Below are 14,486 nucleotides of genomic sequence, written 5' to 3'. Positions count from 1 at the left end.
GCCCGAGGCGACCGCCCCGCCCAGAACGCGGCGGGGCGGTCGACGGGGCGTGCTACTTCTTCTTGCCGCCCGCGGTGGCGCCCAGGTAGTCGCGGTTGAGGCGGCCGATGACGTCCAGCGGGATGCCCTTCGGGCACGCGACCGTGCACTCGCCGGTGTTGGTGCAGCCGCCGAAGCCCTCGCCGTCGTGGGTGTCGAGCATCGACACGACCCGGTCCCAGCGCTCGGGCTGCCCCTGCGGCATCAGGCCGAGGTGGGTGACCTTGGCGCCGAGGAACAGCGCGGCCGAGCCGTTCGGGCAGGCGGCCACGCAGGCGCCGCAGCCGATGCACTCGGCGGCCTCGAAGGCCGCGTCGGCGTCCGGCTTCGGGACGGGCACGGCGTGCGCCTCGGGCGCGGTGCCGGTCGGCGCGGTGATGAACCCGCCCGAGGCGATGATGCGGTCGAACGCGGACCGGTCGACGACCAGGTCCTTCACGACCGGGAACGCCCTGGCCCGCCACGGCTCGACGTCGATGACCTCGCCGTCCCGGAACTTGCGCATGTGCAGCTGGCAGGTGGTGGTCGCGCGCTCGGGGCCGTGCGGGGTGCCGTTGATGACCAGCGAGCACATGCCGCAGATGCCCTCGCGGCAGTCGTGGTCGAAGGCGACGGGCTCCGCGCCCTCCGCGATGAGCTTCTCGTTGAGGACGTCCAGCATCTCCAGGAACGAGGCGTCGGGGGAGATGTCGTCGAGCTTGTACTCGACCATCGTGCCCTTGTCCTCTGGTCCGCTCTGGCGCCAGACGCGCAGTGTGAGCTTCATGATTACTTGTAAGACCTCTGAGTCGGCTTGACGTATTCGAAGTCCAGGGCCTCCTTGTGGAGGACGGGCTGCCCGCCCTCCCCGGCCCACTCCCATGCGGCGACGTAGGCGAAGTTGGCGTCGTCGCGCTTGGCCTCGCCGTCCTCGTCCTGGCTCTCGGCGCGGAAGTGGCCGCCGCAGGACTCGGAGCGGTGCAGCGCGTCCACGACCATCAGCTCGCCCAGCTCCAGGAAGTCGGCGACGCGCCCCGCCTTCTCCAGCTGCTGGTTCAGCTCCTCGCCCTTGCCCGTCACCTTGACGCGCTCCCAGAACTCGGCGCGCAGCGCCGGGATCAGCTCCAGCGCCTTGCGCAGGCCCTCCTCGGTGCGCTCCATGCCGCAGTACTCCCACATGATGTGGCCGAGCTCGCGGTGGAAGGAGTCGACGGTGCGGTCGCCGTCGACGGCGAGCAGCCGCTCGATCCGGGACGTGACGCGCTCCTCCGCCGCCGCGACGGCCTCCGGGTCGACCGGCGGGAGCGCGTTGCGGGCGATGTAGTCGTTGACCGTGTTCGGCAGCACGAAGTAGCCGTCGGCGAGGCCCTGCATCAGCGCGGACGCGCCGAGCCGGTTCGCGCCGTGGTCGGAGAAGTTCGCCTCGCCGATCACGAACAGGCCGGGCACGTTGGACTGGAGGTCGTAGTCGACCCACAGCCCGCCCATCGTGTAGTGGACGGCGGGGTAGATGCGCATCGGCGTGTCGTAGGGGTTCTCGCCGGTGATGCGCTCGTACATCTGGAAGAGGTTGCCGTACTTGGCCTCGACCTTGTCGCGGCCGAGGCGCTCGATCGCGTCGGCGAAGTCCAGGTACACGCCGAGGCCGCCGGGGCCGACGCCGCGTCCCTCGTCGCAGACGTTCTTGGCGGCGCGGGAGGCGATGTCGCGCGGCACGAGGTTGCCGAACGAGGGGTAGATGCGCTCCAGGTAGTAGTCGCGCTCGCTCTCGGGGATGTCGGCGGGGCGGCGGGTGTCGCCGCCCTTCTTCGGCACCCACACGCGGCCGTCGTTGCGCAGCGACTCCGACATCAGCGTCAGCTTGGACTGGTGGTCGCCGCTGACCGGGATGCACGTCGGGTGGATCTGGGTGTAGCAGGGGTTGGCGAACAGCGCGCCGTGCCGGTGCGCGCGCCAGGACGCGGTGACGTTCGAGCCCATCGCGTTCGTGGACAGGAAGTACACGTTGCCGTAGCCGCCGGACGCCAGCACGACCGCGTCCGCGGTGTAGTGCTTGATCTCCCCGGTGATCAGGTTCCGGACGACGACGCCGCGCGCCCGCCCGTCCTCCATGATCAGGTCGAGCATCTCGTGCCGCGGGTACAGCTCGACGTTCCCGGCGTCCACCTGCCGCATCAGCGCCTGGTAGGCGCCGAGCAGGAGCTGCTGGCCGGTCTGGCCGCGGGCGTAGAAGGTGCGCGAGACCTGCGTCCCGCCGAAGGAGCGGTTGTCGAGCAGGCCGCCGTACTCGCGCGCGAACGGGACGCCCTGCGCGACGCACTGGTCGATGATCTGCGTGGAGATCTCGGCGAGGCGGCGGACGTTGGACTCGCGGGAGCGGAAGTCGCCGCCCTTGACCGTCTCGTAGAACAGCCGGTGGACGCTGTCGCCGTCGTTGCGGTAGTTCTTCGCGGCGTTGATGCCGCCCTGCGCGGCGATCGAGTGGGCGCGGCGCGGGCTGTCCTGGAAGCAGAACTGCTGGACGTGGTAGCCCGCCTCGCCGAGCGTCGCCCCGGCCGAGCCGCCGGCGAGCCCGGTGCCGATGATGATGATCTTCTTCTTGCGCTTGTTGGCCGGGTTGATCTGCTTGGCCTCGAACTTGCGGGTCGTCCAGCGGTCCTCGATCGGGCCGCCGGGGGCCTTGGTGTCGGCGATCGGCTCGCCGGACTTGTAGAAGCCGTCGGTCATGGTCAGCTCACCCACCCGAACGTGATGGACAGCGGGACGGAGACGAAGCCGAGCGTCACGAGCCCGGCGACGGTGTTGGCGAGAGCCCGCAGGGCCCGCTCCTTCCGGGGCGTGCGCAGGCCGAGCGTCTGGAACGCGCTCCAGATGCCGTGCCGCAGGTGCAGGCCGACGAGCAGCAGCGCGGCGACGTACCAGACGGTCACGTACCAGCGGGAGGCGTCGAAGTCGGCGACCATCCGCTCGTAGGGGGTCGCGTCGGAGCCCTTGGGGTTCACGACGAAGAAGGTGAGGTCCAGCAGGTGCCAGACGATGTAGAACGCGATGATGATCCCGCCGTACCGCATCGTGTGGACGGCGTAGCCCTGCGCGTGCGACTTCTTCTTCGACTGGTACTTCACCGGGCGCGCGTGCGCGGCGCGCTTGCCGAGCGACACCGCCGACCACATGTGCAGGACGACGGAGACGCCGAGCACGACCTCGATCAGCGTCAGCACGGTGCGGCGCGGTACCGCGGGCTCGCCGATCGTCCGCAGCCAGTGCGCGTAGTGGTTGAACTCCTCCGCGCCGAGGAAGATCTTCAGGTTCCCCACCATGTGCGCGATCAGGTACAGCACCAGGATGCCGCCGGTCACGGCCATGACGGCCTTCTTGCCGACGGTCGATCGGTAGATCGCAGGTATCGCTATAGCCACCTCGCGACGGTACGTCTGCCTGGGGAAAGAGTTCCAAGTCATCAGGGAACTCGTGGCGATAGCCGCAGGCTATGAACCGAGCGGCGGGGCCACCTGGGGCGTTCGGGAGCGGGCGCGAAGGTGAGTGACCTCATAGCGGGGCCGGGAACTCGGCGGCGCGGTGACGCAGCCGACATTGACGGACACGCGGGGGATCGGGCGGGCTCAGATGAGCGCGCTCCGCCGTGACAGCAGCAGCACCGCCAGGTCGTCGGTGAGGGAGTCGCCGTTGAGCCGCTCCACCTCGGTGACCAGCTCGTCGATGAGCGAGCGCCCCTTCGCGCCGCGGCCGCTCGCGACCCGCGCGAGCTCCACCAGCCCGTCGGTGCCGAGCCGCTCGGAGCCCCGGCCGACGCGTCCCTCGATGAGGCCGTCGGTGTAGAGCATCAGCCCCCAGCTCTCGCCGAGGTCGATCTCGGTGGTCGGCCACTCGGCGCCGGGCAGCAGGCCGAGCGCGGGGCCGTGCGCGTACTCCGGCAGCGCCGCGACCTCGGCGCCGCCGGGACGCTCGCGGAACAGCAGCGGCGCGGGGTGCCCCGCCAGGTGCATCCGGGCGGTCCGCCGGGACGGCGCGATGGTGATCATGCAGAGCGTGGTGAAGATCTCCTCGCTGCGCCGCTCGTGCCCGAGGACGCTGTCGAGGGTGCCGAGGAGCTGCTCGCCGGTGTGCCCGGCCAGCACGAGCGTCCGCCAGGCCATCCGGAGCTGGACGCCGAGCGCCGCCTCGTCGGGGCCGTGCCCGCACACGTCGCCGATCATCAGGTGCACCGCGCCGCCCTCGGTCTGCACGGTGTCGTAGAAGTCGCCGCCGAGCAGCGCGCGGCGGCGGCCGGGGCGGTAGCGGGTGTGGTGCCGCAGCGAGGGGTCGTCGATCAGCGGGACGGGCAGCAGCCCGCGCTCCAGCCGGGCGTTCTCGCGGCCGAGGATCCGCGCCTCGACCAGCCGCCGCTCGGTCTCCTCGGCGCGCTTGCGCTCGATCGAGTAGCGGATCGCGCGGGCCAGCAGCGGCCCGTCGACCTCCTGCTTGACGAGGTAGTCCCCGGCCCCGGCGGCGACCGCGCGAACACCGAGGTGGGAGTCGTTCAGGCCGGTCAGCACGACGACGGCGGCGTCGCCCGCCATCGCGAGGACGCGGCGCAGCCCGTCCAGCCGGTCGATGCCGGGGGCGGACAGGTCGACGATGATGCACTGGGTGCGGCGGGTGAGCCGGCGCCGCGCCGCAGACAGGTCGCCCGCGACGGTGATCTGGATGTCCAGGCCGCTGTCGGCGAGCATCTTCTCGACCATGAGGACGTCGGCGGGGTCGTCGTCGATGAGGAGCAGGTCGATCCTGTCCTCGGCCCCTGGTGCCAGGGCGGACGTCTGGTGACTCGTTGTGCTCACAAGGCTTCCGGAAGTCGGGGCTGGCGACGGCACTGGCAACGGCCGGACCGTTCCGGTTTATTCCTGCGCGCGGGCGGGCGGGACCGGGCCGCGCCGGGCCGACGGCGTCTTCGTGGCCGCAGGGATCCCGGCTCGTGGTGCGGTCTGGCTCATGGTGCGGTGAGATTTTCACTCCGTACATGTCGACTTTAGCGCCTCCCTCCGCCCTGACGCATCCCCCGGCGCCGCCGCCGCGCGGACGCGCCGACACCCCGCCCACACAGGGGAGGGGACTTGACCGCGCCTCTTACGGGCGCGGCCGCCGCCGGGAAAATCGGTCGACCCGCCGGGCGGCCGTGTCTATGTTCGTCCGGTGAGATCGTTGCCGGAAACCGACCCTGGCAGCCCCGACCACAGCTCCCCCGCCCGCTACCTGTTGTGGCTGCTGCGGCATCAGTGGCGCAGCAGTGTCGCGGGCGCCTCCCTCGGCGTGGTCTGGATGCTGAGCCAGGCCCTGATGCCCGCCGCCATCGGCCGCGCCATCGGCGACGGCATCCTCGCCCGCGACGGGAGCGCGCTGCTGCTGTGGGCGGCCGTGCTCACCGGGCTCGGCGTCACGCAGGCGGTGACCGGCGTCACCCGGCACCGGTTCGCGGTGTTCAACTGGCTGTCGGCCGCCTACCGGACGGTCCAGGTCGTCACCCGGCAGTCCACCCGGCTCGGCGCGACGCTGCCGAAGCGGACGAGCGCGGGCGAGGTCGTGAGCATCGGCCTGTCGGACGTGGCGCACCTCGGCGAGGCCATGGACATCGTCGCGCGCGGCACCGGCGCGGTCGTCGCGATCGTCGTGGTCGCGGGCATCCTGCTGTCGACCTCGCCGCAGCTCGGGCTGATCGTGCTGGTGGGCGTGCCGCTGATCCTGCTGGCCGCGGCGCCGCTGCTGCGCCCCTACCGCGACCGCGAGGCGGCGCACCGGGAGATGGTCGGCGAGCTGAGCGGCCACGCCACCGACCTCGTCGCGGGCCTGCGGGTGCTGCGCGGCATCGGCGGCGAGCCGCTGTTCTCCGGCCGCTACCGCGCGGAGTCGCAGCGGGTGCGCGTCGCCGGGGTGGCGGCCGCGCGGGCGGAGACCCGGATGAACGGCGCCGAGGTGCTGCTGCCCGGCCTGCTGATCGCGCTGGTGACGTGGGTCGGCGCCCGGTTCGCCGCCGACGGGGCGATCGGCGTCGGCGAGCTGGTCGCCTTCTACGGCTACGCGGTGTTCCTGATCGTCCCGCTGAAGACCCTCGGGGAGGCGGCGGGCAAGGTCACCAAGGGGCTGGTCGCGGCGGGCCGGGTGAAGGCCCTGCTGGACGTCGAGCCCGAGCTGCCCGAGGCGGGGACGCGGCGTCCGGCGGCGCCCGCCGAGCTGACCGACATCACCTCCGGGCTGGTCGTGCGGCCCGGACGGGTGACGGCGGTCGCGGCGGCAGACCCGCGTGACGCGCAGGCCATCGCCGACCGGCTCGGCCGCTACGAGGAGGGCGAGGTCGACTTCGGCGGCGTCCCGCTCCACGCGGTCGCGGACCTCAGGCGGCGGGTCCTCGTCGCGGTGAACGAGGACCGGCTGTTCTCCGGGCCGCTCGCCGAGACCCTGACGCCGCCGTCCGCGCCGGACGACGGCGGCGCGGCGCTCCGGGCCGCGATCCGCGCCGCGTGCGTCGAGGACGTCGTCGACTCCACCGGCCTGGACGCCCACGTCGCCGAGGCGGGCCGGGAGTTCTCCGGCGGCCAGCAGCAGCGCCTCCGCCTCGCGCGGGCGCTCGTGGCCGACCCGGAGGTCCTCGTCCTGGTGGAGCCGACGAGCGCGGTGGACGCGCACACCGAGGCGCGCATCGCGGGCAGGCTCGGCCCGGCCCGCGCCGGGCGCACCACCCTCGTGTGCACGACGAGCCCGCTGGTGCTGGACCGCGCCGACCACGTCGTCTTCGTCCAGGACGGAAAGGTCGTCGCCGAGGGCACCCACCGCCACCTGCTCGACACCGAACCCCGCTACGCGGGCGTCGTCACCAGGGGCGAGACCAGCGGCACCGACACGGCGACGGAAGGGGCGAGGAGATGAGCGCCGAGGCGCTGCCGGTCGCGACGCCCGCGCAGGTGCGGACCTACGCGCGGCGGCTCATCGTGCGGCACCCGCGCGCGCTCGCCGGGGTGCTGGCGCTGCACGCGCTGGCCGCCGCGACGGGCCTGGTGACGCCCCGGCTGCTCGGCGAGCTGGTCGAGGGCGTTCGCGACGGGCACGCGGCGATCGACGCCGTCGGCCTCGCCATCGCCGGGTTCGTGACCGTCCAGGCGGTGCTGACCCGGTACGCCTACTTCGCCTCGGCCAGGCTCGGCGAGCGGGTGCTGGCCGAGCTGCGGGAGGAGTTCGTCGACCGCGTCCTGGCGCTGCCGCTGTCGCGGGTCGAGCGCGCGGGCACCGGCGACCTCGTGACCCGCGCGTCCCGCGACGTGGACACGCTCGCCTCGTCCGTCCGCTACGCGCTGCCCGAGACGCTCGTCGCGGTCGTCGTCGGCGGGTTCACCGCCGGGGCGCTGCTGCTGACCGGCCCGCTGGTCGCGCTGCCCGCGCTGGTCACCGCGCCGCTGCTGTGGGCGGTGATGCGCTGGTACCTGCCCCGCGCCCGGGGCGGCTACCTGCGCGAGAACGCGGCGTGGTCGCGGATCGCGGCCGGGCTGACCGAGACCGTCCAGGGCGCGCGGACGGTCGAGGCGCTCGGCCTCGCGGGCCGCCGGCACGCGCGCGGCGACGCCGACATCGCCGAGTCCTACCGCGCCGAGCGCTACACGCTGCGGCTGCGGATGGTGCTGCTGCCCGCCGCCGAGCTCGGCCTCGTGCTGCCGGTCGTCGCGACGCTGGTGACCGGCGGGTTCCTCTACATCCACGGCCACGCCTCGCTCGCGCAGGTGACCGCGGCGACCCTGTACGCGCAGCAGCTCATCGAGCCGGTCGACATCGTGCTGTTCCGGCTGGACGAGCTCCAGCTCGGCGGCGCGTCGCTGGCCCGGCTGCTCGGTGTCGGCCACGTGCCGCCCGACCGCGCGGCGGGCGGCCGCGTGCCCGAGGGGGAGCGGCTGACGGCGCGCGGCGTCCGCTACTCCTACCGGCCGGGGCAGGACGTCCTGCACGGCGTCGACCTCGACCTGAGACCGGGGGAGCGGCTGGCCATGGTCGGGCCGAGCGGCGCGGGCAAGTCCACGCTCGGCCGCCTGCTCGCCGGGGTGGACGGCCCGCGCGCCGGCGCGGTCACGGTCGGCGCGGACGGCGGCGTCCCGCTCGTCGAGCTGCCGCTGGACGACCTGCGCGGCCATGTCGCGCTGGTCACCCAGGAGCACCACGTGTTCCAGGGCACGCTCCGCGAGAACCTCGTGATGGCGCGGCCGGGGGCGTCCGACGCCGAGATCGCGCAGGTGCTGGAGGCCGTCGACTGGGACGGCCCCGGCCTGGACGCCCGGGTCGGCGCGGGCGCCACCGGCGCGGACGCCGCGACGCTGTCGCCCGCGCAGGCGCAGCAGCTCGCGCTCGCGCGGCTCGTCCTCGCCGACCCGCACACGCTGGTGCTGGACGAGGCGACCTCGCTGCTCGACCCGCGCGCCGCGCGCCGCCTGGAGCGCTCGCTCGCCGCCGTCCTGGACGGCCGGACCGTCGTGGCGATCGCGCACCGCCTGCACACCGCCCACGACGCCGACCGCGTCGCGGTGGTCGAGGACGGCCGCGTCACCGAGCTCGGCACCCACGACGAGCTGATCGCGCGCGAGGGCTCCTACGCGGCGCTGTGGGCGTCCTGGCACGGCACCCCCTGACCCGCGGGCTCCACGCGCCCGCGGGCCGGGGGCGCGTCAGCGGGCCAGGGCCGCCTTCAGGTAGTCGACCTGGATCAGCAGGAGGTTCTCGGCCACGACCTCCTGCGGCGTCATGTGCGTGACGCCCGACAGGGGCAGCACGGTGTGCGGGCGGCCCGCCGCCACCAGCGCCGACGACAGCCGCAGCGTGTGCGCCGCGACCACGTTGTCGTCCGCCAGCCCATGGATGATCATCAGCGGCCGCTCCAGGTCGCCGGCCATCTCGACCAGCGAGTTCGCGGCGTAGCCCTCGGGCTCCTCGTCGGGGTGGCCGAGGTAGCGCTCGGTGTAGTGGGTGTCGTACAGGCGCCAGTCGGTGACGGGCGCCCCGGCGATGCCCACGTGGAACACGTCCGGGCGGCGCAGCACGGCGAGGCCCGCGAGCCAGCCGCCGAACGACCAGCCCCGGATGCCGACCCGGTCGAGGTCGAGCGCGTCGGGGTGCTGCCTCGCCGCCTCGACCAGCGCGGTGATCTGGTCGTCCAGCACGGGCCCGACGAAGTCGCCGCGCACCTCGCGCTCCCACCCCGGACCGCGCCCGGGGGTCCCGCGCCCGTCGGCGATGACGACGGCGAAGCCCTGGTCGGCCAGCCACTGCGCCTCGCAGTACGCCCGCTGGACCGCGAGGACGCGCTGCGCGTGCGGCCCGCCGTAGGGGTCGAGCAGCACGGGCAGCCGCCCGTCGCCCGGCTCCCAGCCGGTGGGCAGCAGCACGGCGGTGCGGATCTCCCGGTCGCCCGCGCGCAGCAGCTCCACCCTCGGCGTGATCACCGGGGTCTCGGCGAGCGAGGCGACGGCGTGCGTCCCGGACGGCCCGCGCACCTCCACCTCCGTACCGGGGGCGTCGAGCCGCGCCCCCGTGACCACGGTGACCTCGCCCGAGCGGGCACCGCTGAACACGCCCCGCCCCTCACTGATCCGTGACACCTCACCGGCGTCGAGGGAGTAGAGGTGGATCTCCGTCGGGTCCTCGGAGGCGGTGAACAGGATCGAGCCGTCCTCCACCCCGAGCACCGACCGCACCTGGAGGCCGGGCGGCGTGACCGGCTTGCCGCCGACCGTGATCCGGCGCGTGGCGGTGTCGTGGTCCTCGGTGATCCAGACGAGGTCGCCGCCGCCCGTCCGGGCGGGGATGCCCGGCACGATGTCGGTCCACACCGGGTCGTGCTCGTTGTGCAGCAGCGCCGTCTCGCCGTTGGACGGGTCCACCCGCAGCACCCGCTGGGACCGCTGGTCGCGCGGCTGCACGACGATCAGCAGGCCGTGCCGGTCCCACGCGGCCGTCACCAGGTAGGGGAACTCGCCGCGGTCCCAGGCGACCGCGACGCGGCGGCCGTCCACCTTCAGCAGCACGAGCGAGACCAGCGCGTTCGGCGTCCCGGCGGCCGGGTAGGCGATCTCGCCGGGCGGCCGCTCGGGGTTGGCGGGGTCGGCGACGTGCCAGCGCTGCACGGGCGTCTCGTCCACCCGGGCGACCAGCAGCGTGCCGCCGTCCGGCGCCCACCAGTAGCCGCGCATCCGGTTCATCTCCTCGGCCGCCACGAACTCGGCGAGGCCGTAGGACACCTGGTCGGACTCGGGCTGGACGAGCGCCCGGTCCTCGGTGCCGTCCATCTCGATGATCCGCAGCGTCCGGCCCGAGACGTAGGCGACGCGGCGCCCGGCCGGGTCGGGGCGCGGGTCGAACACCGGCGCCTGCGCGGGCAGCTCCCGCACCCGCCCGGACTCAAGATCGGCCACATGGAGGCGTCCGCCGAGGGCGAAGACGGCCTGCCGCATGGCGCGGTCGGTCGCGTAGCCGACGACGCCGCCCGCCTGCTCGCGGGCGCGCTCGCGGCGGGCCCGCTCCTCGGCGGGCAGGTTCTCCTCGCCCGGCACGTCCAGGGCGGCAGGGTCGGCGACGAGCCGCTCCTCACCGGTGGCGGTGTCCAGCGTCCACAGGCAGGTGACAGGGTCGTCGCCGGCCCTGGTGCGCAGGAAGGCCACGCGCGCACCGTCCGGCGCGATCTGGAAGGCGCGCGGGACGCCGAGGGTGAAGCGCCGGGTGCGGGCGCTCTGCCGCGGATAGCTGATGCTCATGGCACCAGAGTCTGCCAGCCCGGCGCCGAACCCGAAGTAGGGCGCACGGCGGGCCCGCTGGCCCTATGATCACGGGTCGTCGCCGTGCGGACATCGAACCTTCCGTGGCCGGGTCCGCGCTCGCGTAAGCTCGGAGCTTCCCCAACCACGTTCGTCGTCGCGGGCGCTAGAAGGAGTGGTCCATGCCGGAGCTGCAGCCGGGAGATCCCCGGCGGCTTGGCTCGTACGAGATCGTCGACCGGCTCGGAGAGGGCGGCCAGGGCGTCGTCTACGCGGGCGTCGACGCCTCCGGGAACCGGGCCGCGATCAAGCTGCTGCGCGCCGACCTGGCCGGTGACGCCGCCGCGCGCAACCGGTTCGTCCGCGAGGCGCAGGCCGCCAAGCAGGTCGCGCGGTTCTGCACCGCGCAGGTGCTGGAGGCCGACGTCGCGGGCGACCAGCCCTACATCGCCAGCGAGTACGTCCCGGGCCCGTCGCTGTACAAGCAGGTCACCGAGCAGGGGCCGATCACCGGCGCCCCGCTGGACCGGCTCGCGATCGGCACCGTGACCGCGCTGGTGGCGATCCACCAGGCCGGCATCGTGCACCGCGACTTCAAGCCGCACAACGTGATCATGGCGCCGGACGGCCCCCGGGTGATCGACTTCGGTATCGCGCGGGCCCTGGACACCGGGCAGACCGCCGCGACCAAGGCGATCGGCACCCCGTCCTACATGGCGCCCGAGCAGGTCGCGGGCGCGACCCTGACCGAGGCGGTGGACGTGTGGGCGTGGGCGACCACGCTGGTGTTCGCCGCGACCGGCCACCCGCCCTTCGGCGACGACACGGTCGTCGCGGTGATCAACCGGGTGATGCACGAGCCGCCGTCGCTGGAGGGCGTCCCCGCCGACCTGCACCGGCTGATCGCGGCGTGCCTGGTCAAGGAGCCCGAGCGGCGGCCCACCGCGCAGCAGCTCATGATGGCGCTGATCGGCAGCGGCCCCGGCGGCGCCGGGCAGACCCGCCTGGACGACCCGGCTCAGGCGACCACGCTGCTCGCGGAGGGCTCGACGCTCGCCGCCGGCGCGGGCGCCGCCGCCGCGCTGCCGCACGCCGGGGGCCCGCCCGGCGGCCGGACGCAGCGCGTGTCGCCCGCCGACTACACCGGGACGCTCCCGCCCGCCGCGGGTCCCCCCTACGCGGGCGGCACCCGTGGCGCCGGGTACGACGACTTCGAGCCGCGCCGCAAGTCCAAGCTGCCGATCGTCGCGGCCGTGCTCGCGATCCTCATCCTCGCGCTGGTGGTGGGCGTGGCCATGGCCAAGCGCGGGGGCGACGATCCGAGCACGCCCGTCACCCCGTCGGTCTCGGAGTCGGAGTCGGAGTCCCCGAGCCCGACCGACGAGGAGTCGGAGGAGCCGACGCAGACCCGCATACCGACCCGCCGCCCGACGCGGGAGCCGACCCGCGAGCCGACGACCGAGCCGCCCTCCAGCGACACCCCGCCGACCAGCGAGAAGCCGCCGACGAGCGAGAAGCCGCCGACGAGTGAGAAGCCGACCAGCGAGCCGCCGGACGGCGGAGAGGGCGGTGCCGGCGGCGGTGGCGGCGCCGGTGGCGGCGGCAAGCCGAAGACCGACGGGTGACCCGGCCGCCCTCCCCCCGGGGGAGGGCGGTCATCGCCGGGGCGCCGCGTCCTGAGTAGGCTCGGTGACTATGAAGGAGCCGCGGATCCTGTTCGTCCACGCCCATCCGGACGACGAGTCCATCGGGACCGGGGCGACCATGGCCAAGTACGCCGCCGAGGGCGCCCACGTCTGTCTCGTCACCTGCACGCTGGGCGAGGAGGGCGAGGTCATCCCCGACGATCTGCGCCATCTCGCCTCCGACAAGGAGGACGCCCTCGGCGAGTACCGGATCGGGGAGCTGGCGGCGGCCTGCGCGGCCCTCGGCGTCCGGGACCACCGCTTCCTGGGCGGCGCCGGGCGCTGGCGCGACTCGGGCATGATGGGCGCCCCCACCAACGACGACCCGCGCTGCTTCTGGCGCGCGGACCCCGAGGAGGCCGCCCCCGACCTCGCCGCCGTGATCCGCGAGGTCCGGCCGCAGGTGATCGTCACCTATGACGACCGGGGCAACTACGGGCACCCCGACCACATCCAGGCGCACCGCGTCACGCGGCGGGCCTACGAGATGGCCGCCGACCCGTCCCACGAGGACGGCGCCGAGCCGTGGCGGGCCGCGAAGTTCTACGCCTACGCGACGCCGCGCACCGTCCTGGCCCGCGCGATCGCGGTGATGCGCGAGGCCAAGCTGCCGTTCGCGCGCGTCGCCGGGCTCGACGAGCTGGGCTCCGGCGTCCGCGACGACACGGTCACCACGGTCGTGGACGCCCGCGCCCACCTGCCCGCCAAGCTCGCCGCGCTGCGCGCCCACCACACCCAGATCGTCGTCGCGCCCGAGCAGGTCGGCCCGTACTTCGCGCTGTCGAACAACCTCGGCCAGCAGGCGTTCGGCACCGAGTACTTCGTCCTGGAGGACGGCGAACTCGGCCCGCTCGGCCCCGGCCGCCGCGAGCGCGACCTGTTCGCCGGGCTCCCGGAAGCGCGTGACTGAACGGCTGGATACGCTGGCGGGCGTGGACGAGGACGACGAGGCCCGCGACAGCGCCCCCGGCAGCCCCCCGGGCCGGGCGCTCACGGCACCGGTGGCGGGCGCCACCCCGGCGGAGGCGGAGCCGCGCGCGGGCGGCGGGCCGCTGGAGGCGCTGGTGTCCGGCGCCGCCTACGCGCTGGTGGGCCTGCTCGGCGGGGTCGTCGGGCTGCTCGGCTCCTACGCCCAGGGCTGGACGGCCGGTGACGTCCCGGTCGCCTCGATCCTGCTCATCGCGGTGGTGTTCGCGACGGTGCGGCTGTCGGGCTGGGGCATGGGCGGACGGATCGGCGCGACGGTCCCGGCGGTCGTGTGGGGCATCGTGGTGTTCGTCATGTCGACGCGGCGCCCCGAGGGCGACCTCGTCGTCCCGGCGACCCTGCCGGGGTACGTCTACATCATCGGCGGCATGCTGGCCGCCGTCCTCGGTGTGGCGCGCGTCCCCGCGGCCGGGCCGCCCGGGCAGTGGCTGCTGGGAAGGGCGGCGCGGAGCCGCGGTTAGGCGCGCGGGTAGGGTGGCCGCCTTGTGACCGATGATTCCCCCGGGCCCCCCGCGCCCGACCTCGATCGCGCGCTGTTCCGCGAGGTCGCCGGCAGGTTCGCGACCGGCGTGGCGATCGTCACGACCGTCGCGGACGGCGCCGACCACGCGATGACCGTGAACGCCTTCACCTCGGTGTCGCTGGAGCCGCTGCTCGTTCTCGTCTGCGTCGAGCGGGTCGCCCGCTTCCACGACGTCGTGCTCGCGGCGGGCCGGTGGGCGGTGTCGGTGCTCGCCGCGGACATGCGGGACGCCTCCGAGTGGTTCGCGACCCGCGGCCGCGCCCTGGACGGCGGCCTGCGCCGCTGGCCGCACACGCGCGGCCCCGCCACCGGCGCCGCGGTCCTGGACGGCGCGCTCGGCGTCCTGGAGTGCCGCACCCACGCCGTCCACGACGGCGGCGACCACAGCATCGTGGTCGGCGAGGTGCTCACCCTCCAGGTCCCCGACCCGGACGGCCGCCCCCTCATCTACTACGGCGGCGCCTACCACGCGCTCTGAGGGCGCGCGGGCCC

The 14,486-nt window shown here is 74.3% G+C and carries 11 protein-coding genes; 6 read left to right on the top strand and 5 right to left on the bottom strand.

The window, feature by feature from the left end; translation table 11 throughout:
* Positions 1-52 precede the first annotated feature (52 nt).
* The 4 genes from KLI87_RS10970 to KLI87_RS10955 all read right to left on the bottom strand — a co-directional run bounded on the left by KLI87_RS10970 (position 53) and on the right by KLI87_RS10955 (position 4,859).
* Positions 53-805 (bottom strand): succinate dehydrogenase/fumarate reductase iron-sulfur subunit, encoded by a 753-nt coding sequence (locus KLI87_RS10970; protein WP_156219002.1) that lies wholly within the window; start codon positions 803-805, stop codon positions 53-55.
* A 2-nt stretch (positions 806-807) separates the two neighbouring features.
* Complete coding sequence (locus KLI87_RS10965; protein WP_156219156.1) at positions 808-2,745, bottom strand: fumarate reductase/succinate dehydrogenase flavoprotein subunit; 1,938 nt, start codon at positions 2,743-2,745, stop codon at positions 808-810.
* 2 nt (positions 2,746-2,747) lie between these two features.
* Entirely contained in the window at positions 2,748-3,437 is a 690-nt protein-coding gene (locus KLI87_RS10960; RefSeq protein ID WP_308165957.1) for a succinate dehydrogenase cytochrome b subunit, read from the bottom strand.
* Between the two features lie 204 nt (positions 3,438-3,641).
* Positions 3,642-4,859, bottom strand: a complete 1,218-nt coding sequence (locus KLI87_RS10955; protein ID WP_308165956.1) for a SpoIIE family protein phosphatase — start codon at positions 4,857-4,859, stop codon at positions 3,642-3,644.
* A 352-nt stretch (positions 4,860-5,211) separates the two neighbouring features.
* Between KLI87_RS10955 and KLI87_RS10950 the strand changes: the two genes are divergently transcribed.
* Both KLI87_RS10950 and KLI87_RS10945 read left to right on the top strand, forming a co-directional pair.
* Complete coding sequence (locus KLI87_RS10950; RefSeq protein ID WP_214616867.1) at positions 5,212-6,939, top strand: ABC transporter ATP-binding protein; 1,728 nt, start codon at positions 5,212-5,214, stop codon at positions 6,937-6,939.
* Positions 6,936-8,681: an ABC transporter ATP-binding protein gene (locus KLI87_RS10945; protein ID WP_156218999.1), complete on the top strand. Its 1,746-nt coding sequence runs from the start codon at positions 6,936-6,938 to the stop codon at positions 8,679-8,681. Before KLI87_RS10950 ends, KLI87_RS10945 begins: the two co-directional genes overlap by 4 nt.
* A 36-nt stretch (positions 8,682-8,717) precedes the next feature.
* Here the strand turns inward: KLI87_RS10945 and KLI87_RS10940 are convergent, their stop codons facing one another.
* Entirely contained in the window at positions 8,718-10,799 is a 2,082-nt protein-coding gene (locus KLI87_RS10940; RefSeq protein WP_156218998.1) for a prolyl oligopeptidase family serine peptidase, read from the bottom strand.
* Between the two features lie 182 nt (positions 10,800-10,981).
* Here KLI87_RS10940 and KLI87_RS10935 point away from each other — a divergent pair, with 182 nt between their 5' ends.
* The 4 genes from KLI87_RS10935 (at position 10,982) to KLI87_RS10920 (ending at position 14,472) form a co-directional block, all read left to right on the top strand.
* Positions 10,982-12,424 carry a serine/threonine-protein kinase gene (locus KLI87_RS10935; RefSeq protein ID WP_214616866.1) on the top strand — a complete coding sequence of 481 codons (1,443 nt, stop codon included), beginning with the start codon at positions 10,982-10,984 and terminating at the stop codon, positions 12,422-12,424.
* Between the two features lie 70 nt (positions 12,425-12,494).
* Positions 12,495-13,394, top strand: a complete 900-nt coding sequence (gene mshB, locus KLI87_RS10930) for an N-acetyl-1-D-myo-inositol-2-amino-2-deoxy-alpha-D-glucopyranoside deacetylase (RefSeq protein ID WP_156218996.1) — start codon at positions 12,495-12,497, stop codon at positions 13,392-13,394.
* A gap of 22 nt (positions 13,395-13,416) precedes the next feature.
* Complete coding sequence (locus KLI87_RS39940) at positions 13,417-13,932, top strand: DUF6113 family protein (protein ID WP_156218995.1); 516 nt, start codon at positions 13,417-13,419, stop codon at positions 13,930-13,932.
* Positions 13,933-13,956: 24 nt separating this feature from the next.
* Positions 13,957-14,472 carry a flavin reductase family protein gene (locus tag KLI87_RS10920; protein ID WP_214616865.1) on the top strand — a complete coding sequence of 172 codons (516 nt, stop codon included), beginning with the start codon at positions 13,957-13,959 and terminating at the stop codon, positions 14,470-14,472.
* The last annotated feature ends 14 nt before the right edge of the window (positions 14,473-14,486 follow it).

Source organism: Actinomadura sp. NEAU-AAG7 (genome assembly GCF_018603865.1).
GTDB classification, from domain to species: Bacteria; Actinomycetota; Actinomycetes; order Streptosporangiales; family Streptosporangiaceae; genus Spirillospora; species Spirillospora litoris.
Note: the sequence above shows the minus strand (reverse complement) of the source record. Positions and strands in the feature narration are given on the sequence as shown.